Here is a 25606-nt window from a genome sequence, read left to right on the forward strand (position 1 = left end):
CACTACATAACAAGCTCTATCAGGCAGCAAGCGCCTTTGGCTTGATCAGGCCGCGAGCGACCAACAGTTCTGCAATCTGGATCGTATTGAGCGCTGCGCCCTTGCGCAGATTGTCCGAGACGACCCACATGGCCAGACCGTTTTCGACAGTAATGTCTTCACGGATACGGCTGATATAAGTCGCGTCTTCACCAGCAGATTCATATGGCGTGATGTAGCCGCCGTCTTCGCGCTTGTCGATAACCTGGCAACCCGGCGCTTCGCGCAGGATTTCGCGGGCTTCTTCCGGCGAAAGCGGGTTTTCGAACTCGATATTCACCGCTTCCGAATGACCGATGAAGACAGGAACGCGCACTGCGGTTGCCGTCAGCTTGATCTTCGGATCGAGCATCTTCTTGGTTTCGGCCACCATCTTCCATTCTTCCTTGGTGTAACCGTCTTCCATGAAGACATCGATGTGCGGGATCACGTTGAACGCAATGCGCTTGGTGAACTTCTTCGCCGTGACCGGGTCAGCAACGAACACAGCGCGCGACTGTTCGAACAGCTCGTCCATACCTTCCTTGCCCGCGCCGGAAACCGACTGGTAGGTCGAAACGACGACGCGCTTGATCTTGGCAGCGTCATGCAGCGGCTTCAGCGCAACAACGAGCTGCGCAGTCGAGCAGTTCGGGTTGGCAATAATGTTCTTCTTGGTGAAGCCCGTGATGGCATCCGGGTTTACTTCCGGCACGATCAGCGGCACGTCCATGTCGTAACGCCAGGCCGACGAATTATCGATGACGACGCAGCCCTGCTTGCCGATCTTCGGCGACCATTCCTTCGAAATATTGCCGCCAGCAGACATCAGGCAAATGTCCGTGTCGGAAAAATCGTAAGTGTCGAGCGCGCGAACCTTCAGCGTCTTGTCGCCGTAAGATACTTCCGTGCCCTGGCTGCGACGCGATGCGAGCGCCACAACTTCATCGGCTGGAAAACCGCGTTCTTCTAGAATATTGAGCATTTCGCGCCCGACATTACCGGTGGCGCCGACTACTGCTACCTTGAAACCCATTTTTCGTCTCCTGTCCCTCTCCGCTTCCAGATCCGGAACCCCGCAGGCCACGCGGGTTTTCCGTCCCCGGGCCAGACCCGGGGAGAGGGCGAGCAGGCCAAGGGAATCAGACCGTTTTCGTGGTCGTTTTAGTGATGGCCGTGAGTTTTTTGGTAATCGAAGGCATGCGTACTGCTCCGGCATTCATGCCGGCAGTTCCAGACGAAACTGACGCTACGTTAACGCGTTGCACGCGAGTTCTCCTTCGTTCGGCATTGCTTTTACGCGCTTTATGAATGGAGTCAATTCTCCACCGCTTCCGCCCTGTATTTTTTTGCACCGCAAGCAAAACCGGCGGGCGTCAAGCTGTCGATTTTGTCTCATACTAAAGACTACTGCCCGAATCTCCTTTTTTAGGTTCATCATAATTTGGTGAGGAGTGCGCCTCACTTGTTGGGATACAAGGCGGCGCATCGGACTGGTTACATTTGTACGTCGAATGAACCCCAGTCTTGCATTGCCCTTTAAGGGCTCTGTTTGGGAGGACAGATTAATGGCAGTCTCGTCAAGTGCCGATGTCGGCACGCAGAAAATGACGGGCGAAGAACGCAAAGTCATCTTTGCATCGTCGCTTGGTACCGTCTTCGAATGGTACGACTTTTACCTTTACGGAACGCTCGCTTCCTTTATCGGCGCAGCCTTCTTCAACGAATATCCCGAAGCAACGCGCAACATCTTCGTCCTGCTGGCTTTTGCGGCGGGCTTTCTGGTGCGTCCGTTCGGTGCGCTCGTCTTCGGTCGCCTTGGCGATCTCGTCGGACGCAAATACACCTTTCTCGTCACCATCGTCATCATGGGCGCATCGACCTTTTTGGTCGGTCTTCTGCCTGGTTCGGCAACGCTCGGCATTCTGGCGCCCATCATCCTGATCGTGCTGCGCATGCTTCAGGGTCTCGCACTCGGTGGCGAATATGGTGGCGCGGCAACCTATGTCGCAGAACATGCGCCGAATAACCGTCGCGGTTTCTTCACCTCGTGGATTCAGACCACTGCAACGCTTGGCCTGTTCCTGTCGTTGCTGGTGATCCTCGGCATCCAGACTATGATGAGCAAGGAAGCCTTTGCCGCCTGGGGCTGGCGTATTCCGTTCCTCGTCTCGGTTCTCCTGCTCGGTATTTCCGTCTGGATCCGCATGCAGATGAGCGAGTCGCCTGCGTTCAAGCGCATGAAGGAAGAAGGCAAGACCTCGAAGGCTCCGCTATCCGAAGCTTTCGGCCAGTGGAAAAATGCCAAGATCGCGCTTATCGCATTGTTCGGCCTCACCGCCGGTCAGGCCGTGGTCTGGTATTGCGGCCAGTTCTACGCATTGTTCTTCCTTCAGAACGTTTTGAAGGTGGAAAATCAGTCGGCCAATATCATGGTTGCTATCGCCCTGCTGCTCGGCACCGGCGGCTTCGTCTTCTTCGGCTGGCTGTCGGACAAGATCGGCCGTAAGCCGATCATCATGGCGGGCCTGCTTCTGGCGGCTGTAACCTACTTCCCGCTGTTCAAGGCGCTGACCAATGCCGCAAATCCGGCGCTGGCGCAGGCTGAGCAGACCATCAAGGCAACCGTCACCGCGGCCCCTGGCGATTGTAACTTCCAGTTCAACGCCACCGGCACGTCCAAGTTTACCAGCTCCTGCGATGTTGCGACCAGCTTCCTCGCCAAGAGCTCGGTGCCTTACGAAGTCGTGCAGACCGCTGCGGCTGGAACGCCTGCAACCGTCACCATCGGCGACGCGACGATTACGTCCTTTGATGCCGTTCAGGCTGGTGCAGGTGCTGCCGGCAAGCAGGCTGAACTCGCTCATGGCGTGAACCTGGCTCTCCAGAAGGCAGGCTTCCCACTGGTCCGCGATCCTGCCAAGGTGCCGGACAGCAAGCTTGACGCCTTCCTGGCCGCCAATCCGGAACTCCAGCTGAGTGCTGATGCTGTCCGCGGTGGCGATAAGGCGATGGTTCCTGCTGCCGATCTGGTCAAGCAGAAGCTCCTGACCCAGACTGAAGCCGAAGGTCTCGGCGTCAGCACCGATCAGGCCGTCTACACCATTCCGAATGCAGGCGCATTCAAGATGGTGGCAGACCCTGCCAAGGTGAACTGGGTCATGACGATTGCGATCCTGACCATCCTCGTCATCTATGTGACGATGGTTTATGGCCCAATCGCTGCAATCCTGGTGGAAATGTTCCCGACCCGCATCCGCTACACCGGCATGTCGCTGCCTTACCATATCGGCAATGGCTGGTTCGGTGGTCTGCTTCCGGCTGGCGTGTTCGCACTCAGCGCGGCCAAGGGCGACATCTACTATGGCCTCTGGTATCCGATCGTCATCGCCTCCATCACCTTCGTGATCGGCATGATCTTCGTGAAGGAAACCAAGGGCGTCGATCTGCACAAGCTCGACTAATCCGGCAATAACGACAATGCGAAACGCCGCCCCGAAAGGGCGGCGTTTTTGCGTACACCCAACGAATTTTCAGCGATATTGCGCTTCGATCTCAATCAGTTTCTGCTTGCGCCAGAGACCGCCGCCATAGCCGGTCAATGATCCGTCGGCGCCGATCACGCGATGACACGGTATGATGATGGCAATCTGATTGGCACCATTGGCCCGCGCAACAGCCCTCACCGCAAGCGGCTTGTCGATTGCTTGCGCCAACTCGCTATAGCTGCGTGTTTCCCCTGCCCCAATCGTCTGAAGTTCCCGCCACACGGACTGCATGAACGCGCTGCCATGCAAGACCATGGGCAGATCGAAGGTCGGCGACTTGCCTGCAAAGAAAGCATTCAGCTGCCGCTCGACCAGATCATGCGTGTTGAAGCGACCAATACCGATATCTCCACGAGAAGTCGCATAGAGTTTCTTCAACTCGGAAGAGAGCGCCTTGCGGTCGGCAAATTCCAGCAGATGCAGGTTTTTCGCATCGCAAATGGCAATCATCGTTCCGAGCGGCGACTTGATCCAATCGGCGCGCAACAGACCGTCGCCGCGCAGTTTTGCGGGAGGAAGACCAAGAATACGGCCAAAGGCGCTGCGGAACGCCTCCGGCGATTCAAAGCCCGCATCGATCTGCGCGTCGATGACCCGGCCTCCGTCAGCCAATGCCTGAAAGCCGTGACGCAAACGTTCCTGCCGCGCCATTTCCAGAAATGTCATGCCGAAATGTCGCCGGAAGCTGCGCCGCACGGTGGAGAGATCAAGCCCCATGCGCGCGACATCATCTTCGCTCCATCGCCGTTCGGGATCGGCTTCCAGAGCATCGAGCAATCTCTTGATGGAAGGCTCCGCTTCGGCTGCAGGCTGCAACGGATGGCACCTTTTGCAGGCGCGAAAACCATCCGCCATGCATTCGGCAACCGAAGCGAAAAAACGGCAGTTTTCCCGGCGCGGCTTGCGCGCCGGGCAAGTCAGGCGGCAAAAAATGCCGGTGGAAACGACACCGACGTAGGCCCTGCCCTCATAAGAGGCATCGCGGGCCAACAGCGCGTCGTAAAGTTTGTCTTGGTTTGGAAGCGTGAACAACATGACACGCATTCTTATCCGTCTATGCAGAAATTACAGCCTCAAATCGGGCGTTTATTTCAATAAGAAAAAGCCCGCCGGAACTATCCGGCGGGCTTTCCAATTTCGCAATTCTTCAGCGGGTGATTAAGCCGAAAGCGCCTTGAATTTGGCGAGGATCGCATCACCCATTTCGGTGGTGCCAACCTTGGTTGTGCCTTCCGACCAGATGTCCGCCGTGCGGATGCCATCGTCCAGAACACCGGCAATCGCTGCTTCCAGACGGTCGGCTTCGGCAACCAGATTGAACGAATAACGCAGGCACATGGCCAGCGACGCGATCATGGCGATCGGGTTTGCAATGCCCTTGCCAGCGATATCCGGTGCGGAGCCATGGACCGGCTCGTAAAGCGCCTTGCGCTTGCCGGTCTTGGCATCGACTGCGCCAAGCGAAGCCGACGGCAACATGCCGAGCGAACCGGTCAGCATGGCAGCGACGTCCGACAGCATGTCACCGAACAGATTGTCGGTCACGATGACGTCGAACTGCTTCGGCCAGCGGACGAGCTGCATGCCGCCAGCGTCGGCCAGCATGTGTTCCAGTTCCACGTCGGAATGCTTTTCCTTGTGACGCGCGGTGACGACCTGATTCCAGAGCACGCCCGACTTCATCACATTGCGCTTTTCCATCGAGGTGACCTTGTTGCGGCGCGTGCGCGCCAGCTCAAAAGCCACATCGGTGATGCGCTCGATTTCGTAGGTGTCATAAACCTGCGTGTCGATCCCGCGCTTCTGGCCGTTGCCGAGGTCGATGATTTCCTTCGGCTCGCCGAAGTAAACGCCGCCGGTCAATTCGCGCAGGATAAGAATGTCGAGGCCTTCGATCACTTCCGGCTTCAGCGAAGAGGAATGTGCGAGCGCCGGATAGCAAATGGCCGGACGCAAGTTTGCGTAAAGCTGCATGTCCTTGCGCAGGCGCAGAAGACCGGCTTCCGGGCGCACTTCATAAGGCACGCTATCCCACTTCGGGCCGCCAACAGCGCCAAACAGCGTGGCATCGGCTGCCAGCGCCTTCTCCATATCGGCATCCGAAATCGCCTGACCGTGCGCGTCGTAAGCGCAGCCGCCAACCAGACCTTCTTCGGTTTCAAAGCCGAGCTTAAGGTCCGAATTGAGGTAAGCGATGATCTTGCGGACTTCCGCCATGGCTTCGGGACCGATGCCATCGCCGGGCAGGAGAAGAAGTTTTCTGGTTGCCATAATGCCAAGCCTCTGTTTTTCAATGCACAATTACGAAAAACCGGGCGTCTTCCGAAATTGTTTTTCAAAGTTCCGGGAGGGTTATAGAGCCCTGTTGCGTGGCAGGCAACAATCAGCAGGCATGAAACTTATGAAAAAGATCGAGGCTTGTGCAGAAATTAAATAACCTATGCTGACACTCAGTCCACAAGCGTCCGCGCTTCGGATGGCAGCATGATGGGTATGCCGCCGCGCACCGGATAGGCAAGCTTTGCCTTGCGCGAAATCAGTTCGCTGTGCTCCGCGTCATATTCCAGCGCGCCTTTGGTCAGCGGACAGACAAGCAGTTCCAGAAGGCGCACATCGATGCTGCCGGTTTCAGTTTTATCATTCACCATTTCATATCCTCCGGATCATTGCAGGCGCGATCCGTAATCGTCGTCTTTCACTCTCGCCAGCACCATTTCCGTAATGGCGATCAGCGTCGCAGCACGCGTCTTGAGGTCGGGCGCCTCCAGCAATGCCTGCTTTTCGGCAGGCCCAAAGGGCGACATGATCGACAGCGCATTGACGAGCGTTTCATTTCCGGCGCGGGAGATGCTTTCCCAGTCGGCTTCCAGATTATGCGCTTCCAGATAGTCGCGGAAGGCACGAAGCAGCGCTTCACGGTCGATATCAGCCGTGTCGCGCGCCTCTTCCAGATCGGCCAGAAACGGCATGATCCGGCACTGGCGATAAGGCTGGCGGCAATTGACCTCCTCCTTGATACGGAAACGGCAAATGCCCTGAAGCGTGATCAGAAGCCGTCCGTCGCCGGTCTCCGCATAGGTCGTTATGCGACCGAGACACCCAATGCTGCTCAGCGGCGGACGAAGGCTTTCGTCCAGTTCATTGACGCCCTCGTCGTCGTCGTCATCGATTTGCGGCTGGATCATGCCGATGATCCGCTTTCCGGCAAGCGCGTTTTCCACCATCGCCAGATAACGCGGCTCGAATATGTTCAGCGGCAGTTGGCCGCCGGGCAAAAGCAGGGCACCTTTCAGCGGAAATATCGGAACCAGGTCCGGAATGTCGGAACCCGTTCTGTAGCGGGCATTACCCACTTGCATTGCAACCTCCTTTGGGATGCTTCGCGCAATCCACGCGCGCAGCATCCTGACAGTCAGATTTCCCGCCGCTTTTATCGCCTACGAAAACAGCAGCGAAGACAGCTTCCGGCGGGCCGAAAGCGTCGCCGGGTCCGTATTGCCCCATGCTTCGAAGAACTGGAGCAGTTGCTTACGCGCGCCATCCTCGTTCCAGCTGCGGTCGGCCTTCATGATGGCCAGCAGTTCGTTGGCGGCATCGTCGCGACGGCCCTGCGCATTGCGCACCTGCGCCAGATCGAAACGCGCCTGATAGTCCTGCGGATCAGCCTGAAGACGCTTTTCCAATTCAACCGGGTCACCAATCAGCTTGACCTGATCGGCAAGCGCCAGCTTGGCTTCGAGCGCGCGCACCGATACGGCATTCTGCTTATCGGCAGGAATGGCGGCCAGAATTTCGCGTGCCTGTTCGGCATCGCCCGATTCCAGAACGCAAGACGCCAGACCGACAATCGCATCGACATTGTCGGGTGCGGCTTGAAGAATGGAACTGAAAATCTCACCAGCCTGAACGTAATCGCCGGATTCAAGCAGTTCCTGCCCGGCTGTTACCGCCTCGGCAATCGCGCTTTCCTGATCGCTTGGCCCGCCGATCTTGGCGATGAATTCCTTCACCTTCGATTCCGGCAGTGCACCCATGAAGCCATCAACCGGCTGGCCGTTGACGAAGGCGATAACCGCCGGGATGGACTGGATGCCAAGCTGGCCCGGAATGGACGGGTGATCGTCGATGTTCATCTTGACGAGCTTGACCACGCCGCCCGCTTCCTTGACGGCCTTTTCGATAACCGGCGTCAGCTGCTTGCAGGGCCCGCACCACGGAGCCCAAAAATCGACCAGAACCGGCTGCTGGCGCGATTCGGCCAGCACATCGGTCTGAAATGCCGCAGTCGTCGTATCCTTGATCAGATCCGCCCCGCCCACGGGTGCCGGCGCCGAACCGAAAGAAACATTTGCCGTCATCTGGCCGCCCGTATTGGCGTAAGGATTGTTCTGGCTGGTCATGGAATATTCCTCATATCTTCCGGCCCTGTTCATGCACCCCGCATCAAGGCCGGTGTCGATCTTTTCAGTTCGTGCTTGTCAATTTGTATCTGTTCCGGCGGATTTCAAGACGCGTAGTCTATACCGTTGCGTCTGCCTTCGCACCTTCTGATACTGCAAGGATACGTGGTTCGTGACCGGTCGATTTCAGGAAGGCGATGAGGTCTTCGCGCCGGATCGAGGTGGTGGCTTCGTTGGTCAGCGGGTGTCCGTTGATGACATCATATTTCATCAGATCCGCATCGATGACGACCTGAACATTGTGGTCGCGGTCGTTGATCGCGCCGAACACTGTCACCGATCCCGGAATGACACCCAGATATTCCAGCAGCTTTTCCGGTTTGCCAAACGAAACGCGGCTTGCCGCACCGATCACCTGATGGATCGACTTCAGATCGACCACGGCATCTTCCTCCACGGTCACGAGAAAGAAATTGTCCTTCTTGTCCTTCAGGAACAGGTTTTTGGTGTGTCCGCCGGGAATTTCGCCACGCAAGCCTTGAGAATCCGCAACCGTGAACAAAGGCGGGTGTTCCACGGTCGTCACCTCGATACCGAGATTTTGCAGATAGTCGAGAAGCTCCTTCGGCGACAAAGCCATGATTCCACCCATTTCCATTCAATATTCAAATTGTTCCGTTCAGGTTTATAGACCATGGCATGCACGGCTGTAACCACCCGAACCGAACTTTGGACAATCTCCGGAAAACGACATTTTATTGTAATTTCCCTGTTGCATTCCGAAATGCCTTAGTCCATATAGCGCCTGCCTGATGGAAACGACTTCCTTCGGAAACGTTTTCAGGTCGAAACTGGCGCGAGCGGGTGTAGCTCAGGGGTAGAGCACAACCTTGCCAAGGTTGGGGTCGAGGGTTCGAATCCCTTCGCCCGCTCCAGTTTCCAGCAAGGCAACGATCAAAATCCCGGCTTCGTCCGGGATTTTTGCTTTTGTGGGTTTCCTTTCGAACAGATTCAGCGCTGCCAGCAAACTGAGCTAGCGCTCAGTTGCCGACAAATTCGAACTTGTCCACGTCCACCAGACCGCGATCCGTGATTTTCAGATGTGGGATAACCGGCAGTGCGACAAAGGCCAGTTGCAGGAATGGTTCTTCCAGAACCGAGCCCAGTTCTTCGGCAGCATGGCGCAGCTTGCGCAATTCCTCCCGCACCACCTCATAAGGCTGGTCGCTCATCAGTCCGGCGATGGGCAAAGGTAGTTCGGCCAGCACCTTGCCATCGCGAACCACCACGAAACCGCCTTCGATCTCGCCAAGCCGGTTGGCGGCGACCGCAATATCCTCGTCCGATGTGCCGACGGCACAAATATTGTGGCTGTCATGGCTGACAGTTGAAGCAATGGCTCCCGCTTTCAACCCGAAACCATGCACAAAACCGGTGGCGATATTGCCATTCTTGCCGTGGCGCTCAACCACCGCGATTTTCACAACATCCTGTTCGAGATCGGGTTCAACACCCTTCGATCCGACTTTCAGCTCGAATTCGAGGCTTTCGGTGATGATCTTGCCGGGAATGATGCCAATGGCGCGCGTCTTGCCGCTGTTGGAATGCGAACGGAAATTGGCAGCACTGACACGCTGCGCCTTCACGCTGTTGCGCCCCACTTCGGCGATTGTCTTGCGCTGGGCAAAAAGCTCTTCCGAAACCACACGTCCTGCCGAGAGGACGATCGCGGCATGACAACCTTCCAGACTGTCCACGATCACGAGATCGGCGCGCTGCCCCGGCGCTACCAGCCCCCGGTCAAACAGGCCAAATGCACGGGCCGCCGAAACACTGGCCGCACGATAGATGGCCAAAGGCGACACGCCGCCCGCAATAGCGGTGCGGATCAGATAATCGAGATGGCCCTGATCAGCGATATCGAGCGGATTGCGGTCGTCGGTGCAAAGCGCCAGAAACTGCGCGTGGCGCTCGGTGATGATCGGCATCAGCGCCTTGAGGTCCTTGGAAACCGAACCTTCGCGGACCAGAACATGCATGCCCTTGCGCATCTTCTCCAGCGCTTCTTCGGCACTTGTCGCCTCATGTTCGGTACGAATGCCGACGGAAATGTAGCCGTTCAGGTCCTTGCCGCGCAGCAGTGGTGCATGACCGTCGATGTGTCGCCCCTGAAATGCGTTGAGTTTGGCCATGCATTCGGGGTCTTTGGCCAGAACACCCGGAAAATTCATGAACTCGGCCAGACCGATCACCTTTGGATGATCCGCGAAGGGCAGAAGATCGCCGATCAGCAGTTCCGCACCCGCCGTTTCCATATGGGTGGCAGGCACGCAGCTTGACAGCTGAACGCGGATATCCATCACGGTTTCCAGCGCGCTGTCGAGGAAGAACTTAATGCCCTCCGCGCCCAGAACATTGGCGATTTCATGCGGATCGCAGATCACCGTCGTCACGCCTTGCGGCAGTACGCAGCGATCGAATTCATGCGGCGTGATGTGCGAGGATTCGATGTGCAGATGCGTATCGATAAAGCCCGGCACGACGATGCGCCCCGAAATGTCGATTTCCTGCTTGCCGGAATAGGTCCCGAACGTGCCGACAATGCGATCCCCGCAGATTGCAATATCGCTTTCCACCAGCTCGCCGGTGACAAGATCGAAGAAGCGGCCACCCTTCAGCACGATATCGGCAGGCTCGCGGCCCACGCCTTGATCGATCATCCGTTCCAGCATCGCTTACTCCATTCACAACTGAATCAATTCGAAAGAGGTTATCATAATGCAAGACGCGGCGGTAAGGTCGCCCTTCCGCCGCGCCGTCGATAACAATACCGCGTTGTCAGCGGCGATATTCCATGATGCGGCTGCGGCTCAAAACCAGTTCGAGACGATTACCGTCGAGCTGGTGCAGACAGACGCGCCGCGTCCACGGGCCGTCTTGCAGCGTGAAGAGCGCCCGTCCATTGCCCATGTCTTCCAGCGGTATGGCGCGGCGTGTGGGACCGATTCCCCAAATGACATGCCCGTCCCTGATATCGAAACTGGCGCCATAAGCCGATGCCTGCCAGTGGCCATCCAGTTCTCTTCCGGCAGGCGACACCGATGCCGGATTCAGGCGACACGGGGCATAGCCGATTTCACCTTCCAGCACGTCACCCGTCCAGCGCAGCTTGACCGGCGACGACGCAGAAAGGGACGAGAACCAGCCATCACCAACGCTGTAGAGCGTTTCTTGGGCATCAAGGCAATTGGCGACGCCATTGCGCATTTCGAGCCATAGCGACCCGGTTTCGGCAACGTACAATCCGTCCGGGATCGTGCAATCGGTATCGGGCAGCTGCAAACTATAGAGGGCGGCCATACAATCGCGCGCGATCCTATAAGTGTCGGCGTCTTCCCGGTTGGACACAACAACCATGCCGCTTTTCGCAAGCGGATCGAGCAGAAAATAGCTCTTGTAACCGGGATGCGAACCGCCATGGCCGACAAATGCCCGTCCGTCCACGCCGTTCCAGCGCAGGCCCAGACCATAGCCGGTCGGACGTCCGTTCGACAGGGTGCGTTCCGCAGAGAGTTTTGCGAGCAATCCCCTGTAAGCACCCTCGCCTTCCAGAAGCGCTTGCGCCCAGATCGTCAAGGCCATGCCGCTGCCGACCAGACAACCCGAAGCGGAAAGATGCAAGCCAGCAGCGCTCAATTGCCACTTGTCGCCCGCCTGAAAGTAACCCGGCGCCAATCCCTTGATCGGATCGTTCCACAGATCGGGCGCATCAATTGAAAGGCCAAGCGGTGCCGCAACTTTGGCCTTTATGAAATCGCGAAAGCTTAAGCCTTTGCGTTCCAGCGCGGCTTCCACCAGCCGATAGCCGGTATTGGAATAGGAAATTTCGCTGCCTGCTTCAAAATTGAGCCGCGTCAGCGATGCTATAAAATCCAGAAGCTGGTTTGCTTCAGTCTGCGTGTAGACGGAAAGACCAAGCAGTGTCAGGCATTCGCGCGTATCAGGCAGGCCGCCGGTCATATCCAGCGCACGGCCCACGCTCACATCCGCCAGCGGGCTTTGCAGTTCCGGCAGATGGTCACCGAGACGATCATCGAGGCTTATGACATCGCTATGGCTCAGAACCATGGCGCAGAACAAATGCTTGGTGATGGACGCGTAGCGCACGACCGTATTGGCCGTAAAGGGAACCCCCGTTGCGAGGCTTTCCAGCCCGCCCGCATAAGCGAATTTGACCCCGTCCAGATCAAAACCGATAATCACACCGCCGGGCTCATCCTTCGCCCAGCTTCTCGAATAGACCTTCGCAGCCTGTGAGGCAGCGTTCCAGTCCGCATGCATTGGCATAAAATCTCCGTCAGACAGCTCTTGCATTTCAACGCTCCCTGCATGCGCAATTCCCCCGCCGCCGAGCTGTTCCACAATCCCGGATGCCGAATGTTCACTGTCTCAAGAAACATCGCAGCACCATAGCATGGGATCGTAGCCGACCGCAGATAAATGGGATTCTCTTGTCCACGCAAGACCGCCTCACTGTACGGTGTGAGACACATGGCGCAGAAAACTCGTTTGCAATTTGCCCTCAGCGGGTCCACTACGCCATTGAACTGAATGATCAGCGTGAAGGAAAACTCCCAACATGGCGACAGAACAATTGATTCCGGTATTCGATGGGCACAATGATGTTCTGCTGCGCCTGTGGTCTTCCAACAAGCCTACGCCTGAAAAGCGCTTCCTGGAAGGCGAAGATGTCGGGCATATCGACCTGCCCCGCGCCCGCAAGGGGGGCCTCGGCGGTGGACTATGCGCGGTCTATGTTCCGTCTCCTGCCCGTGAGCTTGACGCCGACGGCAATCTGCCAACGCCAAGCCAGCCCGATGCCATGAAGGCGACGCTGGGCATGGCGTCCATTCTGCAGAACATCGAACGCAAGTCGGAAGGGCAGGTCCGCATCTGCCGGACGGCTGCGGACATTCGCGACGCTTTTGCCAAGGGCATCTTTGCTTCCGTTTTTCACATTGAAGGGGTGGAAGCTTTCGATGAAAGCCTCGATGCGCTTTATGTGCTGCACGCAGCCGGCCTCCGAACGCTCGGCCCTGTCTGGAGCCGCCCCAATATTTTTGCCCATGGCATTCCCTTCCGTTTTCCATCATCGCCCGATATCGGGGCGGGCCTGACCGATCACGGCAAGGCGCTGATCCGCGCCTGCAATGAACTGAAGGTCATGGTCGATCTTTCCCATATGAATGAAAAAGGCTTCTGGGATATTGCCGCTCTATCCGATGCACCGCTGGTTGCGTCGCACTCCAATGCCCATGCGCTTTGCCAGCAAAGCCGCAATCTCACCGACCGGCAGCTTGACGCCATTCGCGATACCGGTGGTCTTGTCGGCCTGAATTTCGGCGTCGGCTTTCTGCGCGAAGATGGCAAACGCGACCCGAATACCGATCTGAACGAGCTGGTGCGCCATGCCGACTATATCGTCAACCGCATCGGCATCGATCACATCGCGCTTGGTTCGGACTTCGACGGCACGACGATCTCGAACAGCCTGCATAGCGTCGCCGACCTTCAGCGTGTGATCCAAACCTTCCGGGCACATGGTTATGACGATGCATCCCTCGTCAAACTGGCCCATGGAAACTGGATTGACGTGCTGGAGCGCAGCTGGGGCCAATAAGACCGAAACAATTCTGCGAATCCAGACAAAGTATCGAGGAGGCATTCCGGGCCTCCTATATTTTTTGCTCAAGACAGCAACACCCGTCTCCTGTAACGTCATAAAACCTCCGCAGTTAATCCACAGCCACTCACAATTTTTCGCGGGGCTTTCGATTTTTTTCTTTTCGATAGCTACTATTTTCGGGTTTACTCTGACATAGGTGAAATCGAAGGTTGATCCTTCCCTAAAAATTGCATTCATATAAGCGTAATAACGATAATGCAGGTTCCGGAGTTATCGCGAGCAGGCTTCGCTGTTCCTGATATTCACGCAACCTCAACTCCGAGGAGGAAACATGCTTACCCGTCTGATCTCGACCTCTGCGCTTACAGGCGCGCTTGCTCTTTGCATCGGTTCGCAGGCATTTGCCCAGACCGAGTTGTCCTGGTGGCACGGCATGACCGGCGCCAACAACGAAATGATCAACGAACTCACCAAGGAGTTCAACGAAAGCCAGAGCGATTACAAGGTTGTTCCGGTCTATAAAGGCAGCTATCCGGAAACGTTGAACGCTGGCATTGCCGCGTTCCGTTCCAAGCAGCCGCCGGCAATTCTTCAGGTCTTCGACGCTGGCAGTGGCGTGATGATGGGTGCAGAGGGTGCCGTGGTTCCGGCAGCGGAAGTGCTGGAAAAGGGCGGCTTCAAGTTCGACAAGTCGCAATATCTGCCGGGTATCGTCGCTTATTACTCCAAGCCGGACGGCACCATGCTGTCCTTCCCGTATAATTCCTCGTCGCCAATCCTCTATTACAACAAGGATGCCTTCAAGAAGGCTGGTCTGGATGAGAACAACCCGCCAAAGACCTGGCCGGAAGTGTTTGAAGCCGCCAAAAAGATCAAGACGAGCGGCGCTGCGGCTTGCGGTTTCACCTCGACCTGGCTGACCTGGATCCAGACCGAAAACTTCGCAGCCTGGAACAACGTGCCCTATGGCACCAACGAAAACGGCCTCGGCGGCACCGATGTGAAGCTGGAAATCAATTCCCCGCTTTACATCCAGCATTTCCAGTCGATTGCCGATCTCGCCAAGGATGGCACTTTCCGCTATGGCGGTCGCACCTCGGAAGCAAAGCAGCTCTTCACCTCGGGCGAATGCGCCATGCTGACGGAATCGTCCGGTGGTCTCGGCGATGTGGTCAAATCCGGCACCAATTACGGTATCGGCCAGCTGCCCTATTATGAAGGTCATGGGCCTCAGAACACCATTCCCGGCGGTGCGGCTCTCTGGGTTTTCGCTGGCCTCAGCGACGACCAGTACAAGGGCATTGCGCAGTTCTTCAACTTCCTGTCGCAGACCAAGATTCAGGTCAAGCTGCACGAGAAGTCCGGCTATCTGCCGGTGACGCTGGCGGCTTACGAAGAAACCAAGAAGTCGGATTTCTATGAAAAGAATCCGGGGCGCGAAACGCCGATCCTGCAGATGATGGGCAAGGCCCCGACCGAGAACTCCAAGGGCGTGCGCCTCGTCAATCTGCCGCAGGTGCGCGATATCCTGAACGAAGAGTTCGAAGCCATGCTCGGCGGCAAGCAGGACGCGAAGACCGCGCTAGAAAACGCTGTCAAGCGTGGAAACGATGCGATCGCAGCCGCACAATAAGTTTTAAATCAAGCAATGCCGCCTGCTCTTAATCGAGTGGGCGGCTTTGTTTCCTGCAAGGAAATCGCCGTGCAGAAAGTCACATTCCCCAATAAGATCTTGCCCTATTTCCTGCTGGCGCCGCAAATCGCGCTGACGCTGGTGTTCTTCTTCTGGCCCGCCAGTCAGGCCATTTATCAGTCCTTCATGCGTGAAGACGCGTTCGGCCTGAAATCCACCTTCGTAGGGCTGGCAAATTTCAGCGCGGTTCTCTCGGACCCGAACTATCTGCATTCCTTCAGGGTCACGATTGTCTTCAACGTCCTGACGGCTTTTGTGGCCATGGGCGCAGCCTTGTTGCTGGCGACCGCAGCCGACCGCGTCATACGCGGCAAGACCTTTTATCGCACATTGCTGATCTGGCCCTATGCCGTGGCACCTGCGGTCGCTGGCATGCTGTGGCTGTTCATGTTCAACCCGGCGATGGGTACACTCGCCTATATACTGCGCCGCAACGGCATCGCATGGGACCCGCTTCTGGATGGCAATCAGGCTATGGGCCTCGTTGTTTTCGCGGCGGCGTGGAAACAGATTTCCTACAATTTCCTGTTCTTTGTTGCAGGCTTGCAGGCAATTCCTAAGTCCTTAATCGAAGCAGCGGCAATCGATGGCGCGCGCGGCGCGCGGCGCTTCTGGACCATCGTGTTTCCACTGCTGGCACCGACTTCGTTCTTCCTGCTGGTAGTCAACACGACCTATGCCTTCTTCGATACATTCGGCATCATCCATGCCGTCACCGGCGGCGGTCCTGCCAAGGCCACGGAAACGCTAGTCTACAAGGTTTACAATGATGGCTTCGTCAATCTGAACCTCGGCTCGTCGTCGGCCCAATCGGTCATCCTGATGGCCATCGTCATCGCCCTGACTGCCTTCCAGTTCCGCTTCGTTGAGAAGCGCGTGCATTATTCGTGAGCGAGGCGGCCATGATCGAAAAACGCCCAATCTCCAATCTGATCGGCCACCTGATCCTGATCATCGGGATCATCATCGTCGCCTTTCCGATTTATTACACCTTCATCGCCTCGACGATGAGCTCGTCGGAAATCATCCGCCCGCCTATCTCGCTCCTGCCCGGCGATAATCTCATCGAGAACTATAACGAAGCCATATTCGGCGGCGTGGAGCGCGTTGTCGGTGTCAGCCTTGAACGGCTCTTGTGGAACTCGTTCGTCGTGGCGATGGCGATTGCCATCGGCAAGATCATCATCTCGTTCATGTCGGCCTTTGCGATTGTCTTCTTCCGCTTTCCGCTGCGCATGTTCTTTTTCTGGATGATTTTTGTGACGCTGATGCTGCCGGTCGAAGTGCGCATCCTGCCCACCTACAAGGTCATCGTCGATCTTGGCCTGATCGATACCTATGCAGGGCTTACACTGCCCCTGATGGCATCGGCGACGGCGACCTTCCTGTTCCGGCAGTTCTTCCTGACCATTCCGGGAGAACTGGTCGAAGCCGCGCGCATCGACAATGCAGGACCGTTCCGCTTCATGCGCGACATTCTCCTGCCGCTGTCGAAGACGAATATCGCAGCGCTTTTCGTCATTCTCTTCATTTACGGATGGACCCAGTATCTGTGGCCCCTGCTCGTTACCAATGATGCGAAAATGAACACGATCATCATCGGCCTGCGCCGCATGGTCGATTGGGCCGACGCATCCACCCCATGGAACTATGTCATGGTAACGGCAATTCTGGCCATCATCCCGCCGATCCTCGTTGTCGTGCTGATGCAGCGTTGGTTCGTCAAAGGTCTCGTGGAAACGGAAAAATAATGAGCAAAATCGTTCTTGATAATGTCCGCAAGAGCTATGGTGCCGGCATTGAAGTCATCAAAGGCGTTTCACTGGATATTCAGGATGGCGAATTCGTCGTTCTCGTCGGCCCATCAGGCTGCGGCAAGTCCACATTATTGCGCATGATCGCAGGGCTTGAAGGCATCACTGGCGGCACGATTGCCATTGGCGACCGTGTGGTCAACGATGTCGAGCCAGCCGAACGCGACATCGCCATGGTGTTCCAGAACTATGCGCTTTATCCGCATATGTCGGTGCGCGATAACCTCGCTTATGGCCTTAGAAACCGCAAAACGCCGAAAGACGAGATCGAACGCCGGATCGCTAAGGCCGCCAAGGCGCTGGAGATCGAGCAGTTTCTTGACCGCAAGCCGCGCCAGCTTTCGGGCGGCCAGCGCCAGCGCGTTGCCATGGGCCGCGCCATCGTGCGCGAACCGGCGGCATTCCTGTTCGACGAGCCGCTTTCCAACCTCGATGCTAAACTGCGCGTTCAGATGCGCGTCGAGATCAAGCGCCTGCAACGTTCGCTCGGCACCACCAGTGTTTATGTGACCCACGACCAGATGGAAGCCATGACCATGGCTGACCGCCTCGTCGTGCTCAATGCCGGGAATATCGAGCAGGTCGGCACGCCCATCGAGCTTTACGAAAAGCCTGCTTCGACCTTTGTGGCAACCTTCATTGGTTCCCCGTCGATGAACCTAATGGAAGGCGGCGCAAGCACGCTGTGGCAGCCGGGCAGTGCCATCACTATCCCGTCAGGCAGTTTCACGCTCGGCGTGCGCCCGGAAGATATTCGAGATCATCGAAGCCGGAGAACCGCCGGCAGATGGCTTCAACGCCGATGTGCGCATTGACGCTATTGAACTGGTTGGCGCGGAAAGCTTCATCCATGGCTCGCTTTCCGATGGCAAGCCGCTGGTCTTCCGCGTGGCCGGACGCTCGGGCCATGCAATCGATGAAGTCGTGAAGGTCGGCGCTTCAGCGCAGAACGTGCATCTTTTTGATGCGAATGGCCGCCGTATCGGCGACTGATTGAAACAGTCTTGCGCTCTGCAACCAGAGCGCAAGACGCCGCCTTTTCTTATATGCGCAATGTTTACATCACCTTGAATAATCAATTTCCGTTTGAAATTTTATGCGTTACACAGAAAGGGAATAATTTTCTCATTTCTGGGAATGCGTACTGAATGACTCATCAACAGATACTGTCCTTCGCTGTGATCGTACTCATGATGGGGGCTTTTATCTGGGGCAAGTTTCGATACGACATCGTGGCGCTTTGCGCGCTTCTGCTTGCCATCGCGGTCGGTGTCGTCCCCTATGACCAGGCGTTCAGTGGGTTTAGCGACGATATCGTCATCATTGTCGGCAGTGCGCTGGTGGTTAGCGCGGGCGTCGCACGCTCTGGCCTGATGCAGCTTGCCGTTCAGCGGTTCCTGCCCGAAATGAACAGCGTTCGATTGCAGCTGGCCGTGCTGGTCGCCATCGTGACGGTTCTTTCCGCCTTCGTGAAGAATGTCGGCGCGCTGGCGATCATGATCCCTGTCGCCTTTCAGTTTGCCCGCCGCTCCAATGTCTCGCCCTCGACATTCCTGATGCCGATGGCCTTCGGCGCGCTGCTCGGCGGGCTGATGACGCAAGTTGGCACCTCGCCCAATATCGTCGTTTCGCGTATTCGCGGCGAAATGGTCGGCGAGCCTTTCACCATGTTCGATTTCACGCCGGTCGGCGCTGTGCTTGCCGCTGTCGGCCTCGTCTATCTCGTGTGCTTTTACTGGCTGGTGCCGCAGCGCACCCGCGAGAACGTTTCGCTCAACGAAGCGATCAAGATCAAGAACTACGCTTCCGAAGCCCGTGTTTCAAAATCCTCGCCACTGGTAGGCAAGCAGATATCCGAACTGATCCGTCCCGCCGAAGGTGAGGCGATGGTCACAGCCATCATCCGCAAGGAAGGGCGCATCACGCCCCTGCCCGACACAGTCCTTGCCGAAGACGATATCGTCATGCTGGAAGGCGATCCGAAAGCGCTCGATACGGTTGTCAGCGCCGGAAAGCTGACCCTGTCCGAAAATCGCGACCCGAAAGACACGAGCGGCTCGACCGACATTGAGGTGGTTGAAGCCGTCATCGGCAAGAATTCCCATCTTGTCGATCTTTCGGCGCAACGGCTCGAGCTTTATGCGCGCTATGACGTCAATCTCCTCGCCGTCAGTCGTCCCGGCGAGCGCATCACGGAACGATTGAGCGAAGTGCGCCTGCGCTTTGGTGACGTGCTGGTGCTGCAAGGCAGACAGGCCAGTCTTTCGACCTTCCTGCCGGAATTCGAGCTTTTGCCTCTGGCGCGGCGCAAGCTGATGCTTGGAAATGTCCGCAAGAGCCTGATACCACTGGCAATTCTGATTGTCGCCATTGGCGCGACCGCTTTCAGCATCGTACCGGTTGCCATTGCGTTTTTCGCAGCTGCGGTTGCGATGCTGCTTTTTAAGGTGATCCCGCTCAACGAAGTTTATGACGAGATCGACGGACCTATTCTGGTGATGCTCGCGGCGCTCATACCCGTATCGGACGCACTCAGGACCACAGGCGGCACTGATCTGATCGCCGAATCCCTCGCCACCATTGGTCATCAGCTGCCACCCGCCGGTGCACTGGCGCTGATCTTGGTCGCCGCAATGATGGTGACGCCGTTTCTCAACAATGCCGCCACGGTTCTGGTCATGGCACCCATTGCAACCAGCTTTGCCGCTGGTCTTGGCTTCAGGCCTGAAGCTTTCCTGATGGCGGTGGCGATCGGCGCGGGATGCGATTTCCTCACGCCCATCGGCCATCAATGCAACACGCTGGTCATGGGACCGGGCGGTTACAAATTCAGTGATTATTCCCGCCTTGGGCTGCCGCTTTCCATCATCATCGCGATCGTAACCGTGCCGACATTGATGTTCTTCTGGCCGCTGAAATAGGACCGCTCAGAGCTTCTGCGCGCGAACCCAGGCAAGGCTCTCCGCCACGATTTTCCCCACCGGGCCGGCAACGTCTGCCCGGAAAACAAGCGGCTCGCCCACCGGGTTTTCCAACGTCGCGATCTGGCTTTCGAGCATGGCGACCGGCATGAAATGGCCAGTGCGGTGTCCCATATGCTCGTGGAGAACTTCGAATGTTCCATCGAGGAAGATAATCAGAACCGGTGCACCGGCAGCAGCGCGTAAGCGGTCGCGATAGGTCTTTTTCAAAGCGGAACAGGAAACGACGATGCCATCATTTGCAGCGGCAAGCTGTTCGCCGATCTTGTCCAGCCACGGCCAGCGGTCTTCATCCTGAAGCGGAATGCCCGCCGACATTTTATCGACATTGGCCTTGGGGTGGAGGGAATCCCCTTCCAGAAAGGGCAGCTGCAATTCGGCAGCGATCTTCTCACCGACAGTGGACTTTCCGGAACCCGAAACGCCCATAACAATCATACGCAGCATCAATATCCTCACAGGCTCGCCGACACGCTGGCACCGGCATGCGAAGTCAAAAAGTCTTCGCTGAAACAAAACCGGATCACGCAACACGAGCGATGTGCGGCGTAACCCGTCGGCCTGTCAAGCTTCGGTAAAAAATAATCGGCCTTCGCGCGCTAAAGTTTTTAGTTCAGCGGGATTGCGTTACCATCCTTGTGGGCCTGATAAGCGCCGGACATCGCATCATATTTCGCGCGAATGGCATCAAGACGCTTTTCTAGCCGCGAACGATCCGGCTCCGGCAAACTTGCAACGAGCTTCGGCAGGGAATGGCTATGCCAGAAGGCATTGTCACGATTATAGCCGCCCGGTTCCAGCGTGAAAACTTCTTTGAGAATTTTCAGATCGTGCGGAATTGAAAACGCATCGCGCGAATCTTCATGGCTGAACAGATAATAGAAATTGTCGAAGCCGCTCCAGGTGATGGCCGAAAGGCACATTGAGCATGGCTCATGGGTGGAAAAGAACACCATATCCTTGGTGTTCGGCCTGCCCTTTTCCGGCATTTCATAAAAGCGCTTCAGCGTGTGCACTTCACCATGCCAAAGCGGGTTTTCCGTCTCGTTGTTGGTTTCTGCCAAAACGAGCGAAAGATCGGACTTTTGCAGCAGGGCTGCACCGAAAATCTTGTTGCCAGCGGCAACGCCTTTTTCCGTCAGCGGGATGATATCATTCTCGAGAACTTCAATCAGTCGTTCCAGAAGCTTCAAATCGTTCGACTGCAAAGGCTCTCTCCTCATCTCTGGTCAGGAAGTGCGCCGGGCGCGGACGCCCAGCGCTGCAAGACTATTCTGCGAAGAACGCGAAGCGGATCACGAACAGTGCCGCCACCAGCCAGGTTGCGAGGTGAACCTCACGTGCCTTGCCTGTGAAGGCCTTGAGCACGACATAGCTGATGAAGCCAAAGGCAAGACCGTTGGCGATCGAATAGGTGAGCGGAATGGCCAGAGCCGTCAACGCGGCAGGCGTTGCTTCCGTAATGTCGCTCCATTCAATCTCGGTCAGTTCGCGCATCATGAGGCAAGCCACATAGATCAGCGCGGGTGCGGTTGCATAAGCAGGCACCGAACCGGCGAGCGGCGAAATGAACAGCGCTGCAAGAAACAGCAGCGCCACGACGAGCGCCGTGAGACCGGTGCGACCGCCTGCCTGCACGCCGGAGGCGCTTTCGACATAAGCCGTCGTGGACGAGGTACCGAGCAGCGAGCCGCCGAGAATGGCCGTGCTATCGGCAAAAAGTGCGCGGCCGAGACGGTTCGGCTTGCCCGGTTCGATCAGGCCGCCACGCTTGGCAACGCCGATCAGCGTGCCCGTGGCGTCGAAAACTTCGACCAGAACAAAGACGAGGATCACGTGCAGAATGCCGGTGTGGAGCGCGCCCATGACATCAAGCTGCAGGAAGGTCGGCGCAAGGCTTGGCGGTGCAGAGAACACGCCATTGAACTGGCTGATGCCGAGCGCAATCGATGCAATCGTAATCACCAGAATGCCGATCAGGATCGAACCACGAACCTTGAGCGCATCCAGAACCGCGATGATGAAGAAACCGGCAATAGCGAGCAGGGTGCCAGCTTTGGTCAGATCGCCGAGTCCGACGAGCGTTGCTTCATTGCCAACCACGACGCCTGCGGTTTTGAGGCCGATCAACGCCAGGAACATGCCGATACCGGCGGCGATGGCGCTGCGCAGCGAATGCGGGATGCCTTCAACCAGCCAGCGGCGGATACCCGTTACTGTCAGAAGGAGGAAGATGATGCCGGAAATGAAAACCGCACCAAGCGCCTGCTGCCAGCTGAAGCCCATGGCTCCAACGACCGTGAACGCGAAGAACGCGTTGAGGCCCATGCCGGGCGCCATGCCGATCGGCCAGTTGGCAACGAGAGCCATGATGATCGAGCCGAGCGCTGCCGCAAGACAGGTCGCCACGAACACCGCGCTCTTATCCATGCCCGTGGTGGACAGGATATCCGGGTTGACGAAGATGATGTAGGACATGGTCAGGAAGGTCGTTACGCCGGCGATGATTTCCGTCCGCGCGTTGGTGCCATGTTCCCGTAATTTGAACAGCTTTTCGAGCATCGTTCCTCCGAGGCAAGTAGGCCCATTTCTTGGGTGCCCACGCCAATTCCGCCACGGACAGATTTGCTGCGCCGCCACGGAATGCAGAATGGAGCAACCCTTTGGGATTGCCAAAATGTTAGACGCCGCCGCATTTTGCACGGACGGACTGGTTCCCCATACACCTCATTGCAGGCAATGCACAGTTCTCTACACGATCTGCACACAATTCTGCCTTGAGAATGCCTATTTATTGACTTGATGAAGTGTGGACTGACTTGTCCCCGAACACCAGTTCCCCATTTGCGGGGAAATATTTGAAAGTGCTTCAAAAAAAGCACCCGTCTTGGCGACGAATGCGATCTTCAACATGCTGATTAGAAAGCGCTTTTCAGCAAAAGCGCGGTCGCATACATGCCAAGCGCAAAAAATGTATGCGCGACGAGGTTCATAATACGGACATGACGCGCATTCGGCAAACGGGATGCCGCCCAGCCGATTCCCAGCCCCGGCTGCAGCAGAAACCAACCGGCAGCGACCGTTAATATGCCGAAGATCCAGACGGGCAGAAAGACAGGGTCCTCGAACCACGCCGCCCCGCCATAGAAAGCGAAAATCACGCCATAGAGAATGCCGACACCATAATGGCCGATCCAGCCAAGCGCGACCTCGTGCTTGTAGGGCGCAGCCTGGCCTATATCGTCATGGAATATCTGGCCTTTGCGAAGGTGCCAAAACCAGCGACCAACCCGCCCCCAGTTTGGAGCAGCCTGTCCCGGCATAGCTGCCAGTACGATTGCCCAAATATCCATCACCACTGTTGCGCCGATCCCAATCAGGATACCGCGCCATAGGAGGTCCATCATCTTGCGAGCCCCATCGCCTTGTGAGCTTTTATGTCATCGGGCGATCAGTTAGCAATCTGATCGCCCGATGCGCAAGGATGCCAGTCTCAGTATAGATGTTTTCACACAATATTACGGCCAAGCCGCTGTAACAATCGTTTGAATAGTCATTGCTCTGAAAAGAGAGCGACGATGAAGAAGCACTCAAAGCCTGAACATCTCAACCTTGAAATGCTCTTCATCATCAGCCCCCGCGAGATTGAGTATATGAGAGACCATGCAAGAAACAATTCAAAGTTGTCTCAAAACGGGATCAGAAATGTCCCAAATGCGATTGGATTTCGAAAAAACCGGCGAAAAGAGAGTGGATCCCACGGCAAAACAACAGCCATGCGACAGTTATATCACCCGTCTGCAAGCTCGAATTTTTAAAGAATCGGAGGAATAGAATTGCCAGCTGGAATGCGCTGATCACAAAAGAAATTGCTAAAATACTCTATGGCAAGGCAGAAAAAGCAAAAGCGCCGGGACTGGAGACCGACGCTTTGTCACTTTATTTCAATTGTACTTGCGGGGCGATCCTTCGAAAGACGCTCCATAAGCACTTATCGACCGAATACGGCGCTCTGAATCTGCGAACGCGAAACGCCGATGTCGGCAAGAAGATGGTCGTCCATTGCACCGAGTTCACGAACTGCACGGCGACGGGATACATACTGCTGGAATTTCTGACGAATGTTCATTTGCTCTCTCCTCGTTTGGATGAGCATGAAATAGGCGTTTGTCTAAATTTCCACCACGGATATGATTGCAAATGAGGCATGCGTTTTCGCGAGAGCTCCAAGCCTTGAAAAAGGCGAAATCGCACCTCTCGATTTATACTGGCTCAGCAGCAGTTTTACTAAAATGTCTTTTGCCAATGTGTCTCCAATCGATTAGAGGATCGACAAGAGCCTCCTCCCCTCTTTTCGGCCTCCGCGGTTTCGGACCCGTCTTTACGGACATAGTCATGCTTTACGGAATTTTCCTCGCGTTTGCTTCCTATGCTGCATTCGCTATCAGTGATGCCTGCGTCAAATTCATTGACGGCTCGCTGTCTCCCTACGAAACCGCCTTTTTCGGCGCAGTGCTCGGTTTGCTTGCCGTCCCTTTCACCAAGAAAGCCACCGACAGCTGGCTCGATATGTTTCGAACCACCAATGTGAAGATGTGGTTTCTGCGCATGGTCACGACCACGATGGGGACTGTCGGCAGCGTCACCGCATTTACACATCTTTCAATGGCGGAAGCTTTCGCCCTGATTTTCCTGTTGCCTGCATTCGTCACTATATTGTCCGTCGTGTTCCTCAAGGAACAGGTCGGCTGGCGGCGCTGGCTGGCAGTCGCCATCGGCTTTGCGGGTGTTCTGGTGGTTCTGCGGCCCGGCTTCCGCGAATTGTCCATTGGCCATCTCGGTGCGCTCGCCGGCGGCATGGGTGGCGCAGTCGGCATCATCATTTTCCGCGTGATGGGTAAACAGGAAAAGCGCATCTCGCTTTATACAAGCGGGCTCATCGGCCCCATCGTCATCTGCGGCGCGCTGATGCTGCCGACCTATCAGGCACCCGATACGATGCAATGGGTCTATCTGGCTGGATATGGCCTGCTGGCAGCACTCGCCAATATTCTGCTCATGCTGGCGGCACATCACGCGCCTGCCAGTGCGATTGCATCGCCGCAATATAGCCAGATGATCTGGGCGATCCTGTTCGGCTATTTCGTCTTCCACGATCATATCGATATGGCGATGCTGATCGGCATTGTGCTGATCGTCATTTCCGGCATGTTCACATTCATCCGCGAACGCCAGCGCGGCGTCGAAGGACCGCCCGCCGTCGCTACATCCGACCCGACGCCTGCGCTCGTGGAAGAAAACCCCACGCAATAACGTCTCATTTCGCGATGAACGATATTCAGCGGGAAAAGCCACCGCCTGATGGCGGTGGCCACCACATGCACGTGCTGCATGGCAGGCATGCACGGAACTCTCTTCAAAACGCCCGGCTTCATCGCCATTTAAAAGTCACGGACGAAGAAACTG

At 56.5% G+C, this 25606-nt stretch carries 21 protein-coding genes, 1 tRNA gene and 1 pseudogene; 9 read left to right on the plus strand and 14 right to left on the minus strand.

Annotated features, from left to right (window positions below):
* Positions 1-19: 19 nt before the first annotated feature.
* Positions 20-1054 carry an aspartate-semialdehyde dehydrogenase gene (locus QLQ11_RS14460; RefSeq protein WP_109367284.1) on the minus strand — a complete coding sequence of 345 codons (1035 nt, stop codon included), beginning with the start codon at positions 1052-1054 and terminating at the stop codon, positions 20-22.
* 532 nt (positions 1055-1586) lie between these two features.
* Here QLQ11_RS14460 and QLQ11_RS14465 point away from each other — a divergent pair.
* The gene (locus tag QLQ11_RS14465) at positions 1587-3482 is read left to right on the plus strand and encodes an MFS transporter (protein WP_109367283.1); all 1896 of its coding nucleotides are present in this window, start codon (positions 1587-1589) and stop codon (positions 3480-3482) included.
* 69 nt (positions 3483-3551) lie between these two features.
* Here QLQ11_RS14465 and QLQ11_RS14470 read toward each other — a convergent pair whose 3' ends face one another.
* From QLQ11_RS14470 to QLQ11_RS14495, 6 genes are all read right to left on the minus strand, one after another.
* Positions 3552-4601 (minus strand): bifunctional transcriptional activator/DNA repair enzyme AdaA, encoded by a 1050-nt coding sequence (locus tag QLQ11_RS14470; protein ID WP_283736290.1) that lies wholly within the window; start codon positions 4599-4601, stop codon positions 3552-3554.
* A 123-nt stretch (positions 4602-4724) separates the two neighbouring features.
* Positions 4725-5837: a 3-isopropylmalate dehydrogenase gene (gene leuB, locus QLQ11_RS14475; protein WP_078336896.1), complete on the minus strand. Its 1113-nt coding sequence runs from the start codon at positions 5835-5837 to the stop codon at positions 4725-4727.
* A gap of 179 nt (positions 5838-6016) precedes the next feature.
* Positions 6017-6211, minus strand: a complete 195-nt coding sequence (locus QLQ11_RS14480; RefSeq protein ID WP_109367978.1) for a Trm112 family protein — start codon at positions 6209-6211, stop codon at positions 6017-6019.
* Positions 6212-6229: 18 nt separating this feature from the next.
* On the minus strand, positions 6230-6925 hold the full coding sequence (locus QLQ11_RS14485; RefSeq protein WP_109367977.1) for an LON peptidase substrate-binding domain-containing protein: 696 nt from the start codon (positions 6923-6925) through the stop codon (positions 6230-6232).
* 78 nt (positions 6926-7003) lie between these two features.
* Positions 7004-7966, minus strand: coding sequence for a thioredoxin (gene trxA / locus QLQ11_RS14490; RefSeq protein ID WP_109367282.1), 963 nt, complete (start codon positions 7964-7966; stop codon positions 7004-7006).
* A gap of 118 nt (positions 7967-8084) precedes the next feature.
* Positions 8085-8606 carry a prolyl-tRNA synthetase associated domain-containing protein gene (locus QLQ11_RS14495; protein ID WP_109367976.1) on the minus strand — a complete coding sequence of 174 codons (522 nt, stop codon included), beginning with the start codon at positions 8604-8606 and terminating at the stop codon, positions 8085-8087.
* Positions 8607-8826: 220 nt separating this feature from the next.
* On the opposite strand from QLQ11_RS14495, the gene QLQ11_RS14500 reads away from it, so the two are divergent.
* A tRNA-Gly gene (locus tag QLQ11_RS14500) sits at positions 8827-8901 on the plus strand.
* A gap of 105 nt (positions 8902-9006) precedes the next feature.
* On the opposite strand, the gene ade is transcribed toward QLQ11_RS14500, so the two are convergent.
* The gene (ade, locus tag QLQ11_RS14505) at positions 9007-10698 is read right to left on the minus strand and encodes an adenine deaminase (RefSeq protein WP_109367281.1); all 1692 of its coding nucleotides are present in this window, start codon (positions 10696-10698) and stop codon (positions 9007-9009) included.
* 106 nt (positions 10699-10804) lie between these two features.
* Positions 10805-12313: a serine hydrolase gene (locus QLQ11_RS14510; protein WP_109367280.1), complete on the minus strand. Its 1509-nt coding sequence runs from the start codon at positions 12311-12313 to the stop codon at positions 10805-10807.
* Positions 12314-12605: 292 nt separating this feature from the next.
* On the opposite strand from QLQ11_RS14510, the gene QLQ11_RS14515 reads away from it, so the two are divergent.
* The 6 genes and pseudogenes from QLQ11_RS14515 to QLQ11_RS14540 all read left to right on the plus strand — a co-directional run bounded on the left by QLQ11_RS14515 (position 12606) and on the right by QLQ11_RS14540 (position 20080).
* Entirely contained in the window at positions 12606-13646 is a 1041-nt protein-coding gene (locus QLQ11_RS14515; RefSeq protein ID WP_109367279.1) for a dipeptidase, read from the plus strand.
* 337 nt (positions 13647-13983) lie between these two features.
* Complete coding sequence (ugpB, locus tag QLQ11_RS14520; protein WP_167836081.1) at positions 13984-15285, plus strand: sn-glycerol-3-phosphate ABC transporter substrate-binding protein UgpB; 1302 nt, start codon at positions 13984-13986, stop codon at positions 15283-15285.
* A 69-nt stretch (positions 15286-15354) separates the two neighbouring features.
* The gene (gene ugpA / locus QLQ11_RS14525) at positions 15355-16236 is read left to right on the plus strand and encodes a sn-glycerol-3-phosphate ABC transporter permease UgpA (RefSeq protein WP_109367974.1); all 882 of its coding nucleotides are present in this window, start codon (positions 15355-15357) and stop codon (positions 16234-16236) included.
* 11 nt (positions 16237-16247) lie between these two features.
* Positions 16248-17096 carry a sn-glycerol-3-phosphate ABC transporter permease UgpE gene (ugpE, locus tag QLQ11_RS14530; protein WP_121538360.1) on the plus strand — a complete coding sequence of 283 codons (849 nt, stop codon included), beginning with the start codon at positions 16248-16250 and terminating at the stop codon, positions 17094-17096.
* Positions 17096-18152 (plus strand): annotated as a pseudogene (locus QLQ11_RS14535) (sn-glycerol-3-phosphate import ATP-binding protein UgpC). Before ugpE ends, QLQ11_RS14535 begins: the two are co-directional and overlap by 1 nt.
* A gap of 155 nt (positions 18153-18307) precedes the next feature.
* Positions 18308-20080, plus strand: coding sequence for an SLC13 family permease (locus QLQ11_RS14540; protein WP_109367277.1), 1773 nt, complete (start codon positions 18308-18310; stop codon positions 20078-20080).
* Between the two features lie 6 nt (positions 20081-20086).
* On the opposite strand, the gene QLQ11_RS14545 is transcribed toward QLQ11_RS14540, so the two are convergent.
* The 5 genes from QLQ11_RS14545 to QLQ11_RS14565 all read right to left on the minus strand — a co-directional run bounded on the left by QLQ11_RS14545 (position 20087) and on the right by QLQ11_RS14565 (position 24269).
* Entirely contained in the window at positions 20087-20587 is a 501-nt protein-coding gene (locus QLQ11_RS14545; protein WP_283736157.1) for a gluconokinase, read from the minus strand.
* Positions 20588-20748: 161 nt separating this feature from the next.
* Positions 20749-21348, minus strand: coding sequence for a deaminase (locus QLQ11_RS14550; RefSeq protein ID WP_109367275.1), 600 nt, complete (start codon positions 21346-21348; stop codon positions 20749-20751).
* Positions 21349-21409: 61 nt separating this feature from the next.
* Complete coding sequence (locus QLQ11_RS14555) at positions 21410-22702, minus strand: NCS2 family permease (RefSeq protein WP_121538279.1); 1293 nt, start codon at positions 22700-22702, stop codon at positions 21410-21412.
* Between the two features lie 356 nt (positions 22703-23058).
* Positions 23059-23547 (minus strand): DUF2938 domain-containing protein, encoded by a 489-nt coding sequence (locus QLQ11_RS14560; RefSeq protein WP_167836080.1) that lies wholly within the window; start codon positions 23545-23547, stop codon positions 23059-23061.
* Positions 23548-24131: 584 nt separating this feature from the next.
* Positions 24132-24269, minus strand: a complete 138-nt coding sequence (locus QLQ11_RS14565; protein ID WP_078336882.1) for a DUF1127 domain-containing protein — start codon at positions 24267-24269, stop codon at positions 24132-24134.
* A gap of 266 nt (positions 24270-24535) precedes the next feature.
* Here QLQ11_RS14565 and QLQ11_RS14570 point away from each other — a divergent pair, with 266 nt between their 5' ends.
* Positions 24536-25453 carry a DMT family transporter gene (locus QLQ11_RS14570; RefSeq protein ID WP_109367272.1) on the plus strand — a complete coding sequence of 306 codons (918 nt, stop codon included), beginning with the start codon at positions 24536-24538 and terminating at the stop codon, positions 25451-25453.
* Positions 25454-25606 lie beyond the last annotated feature (153 nt).

The organism is Ochrobactrum sp. SSR, from assembly GCF_030067775.1.
In the GTDB taxonomy this organism is placed as follows: domain Bacteria; phylum Pseudomonadota; class Alphaproteobacteria; order Rhizobiales; family Rhizobiaceae; genus Brucella; species Brucella teleogrylli.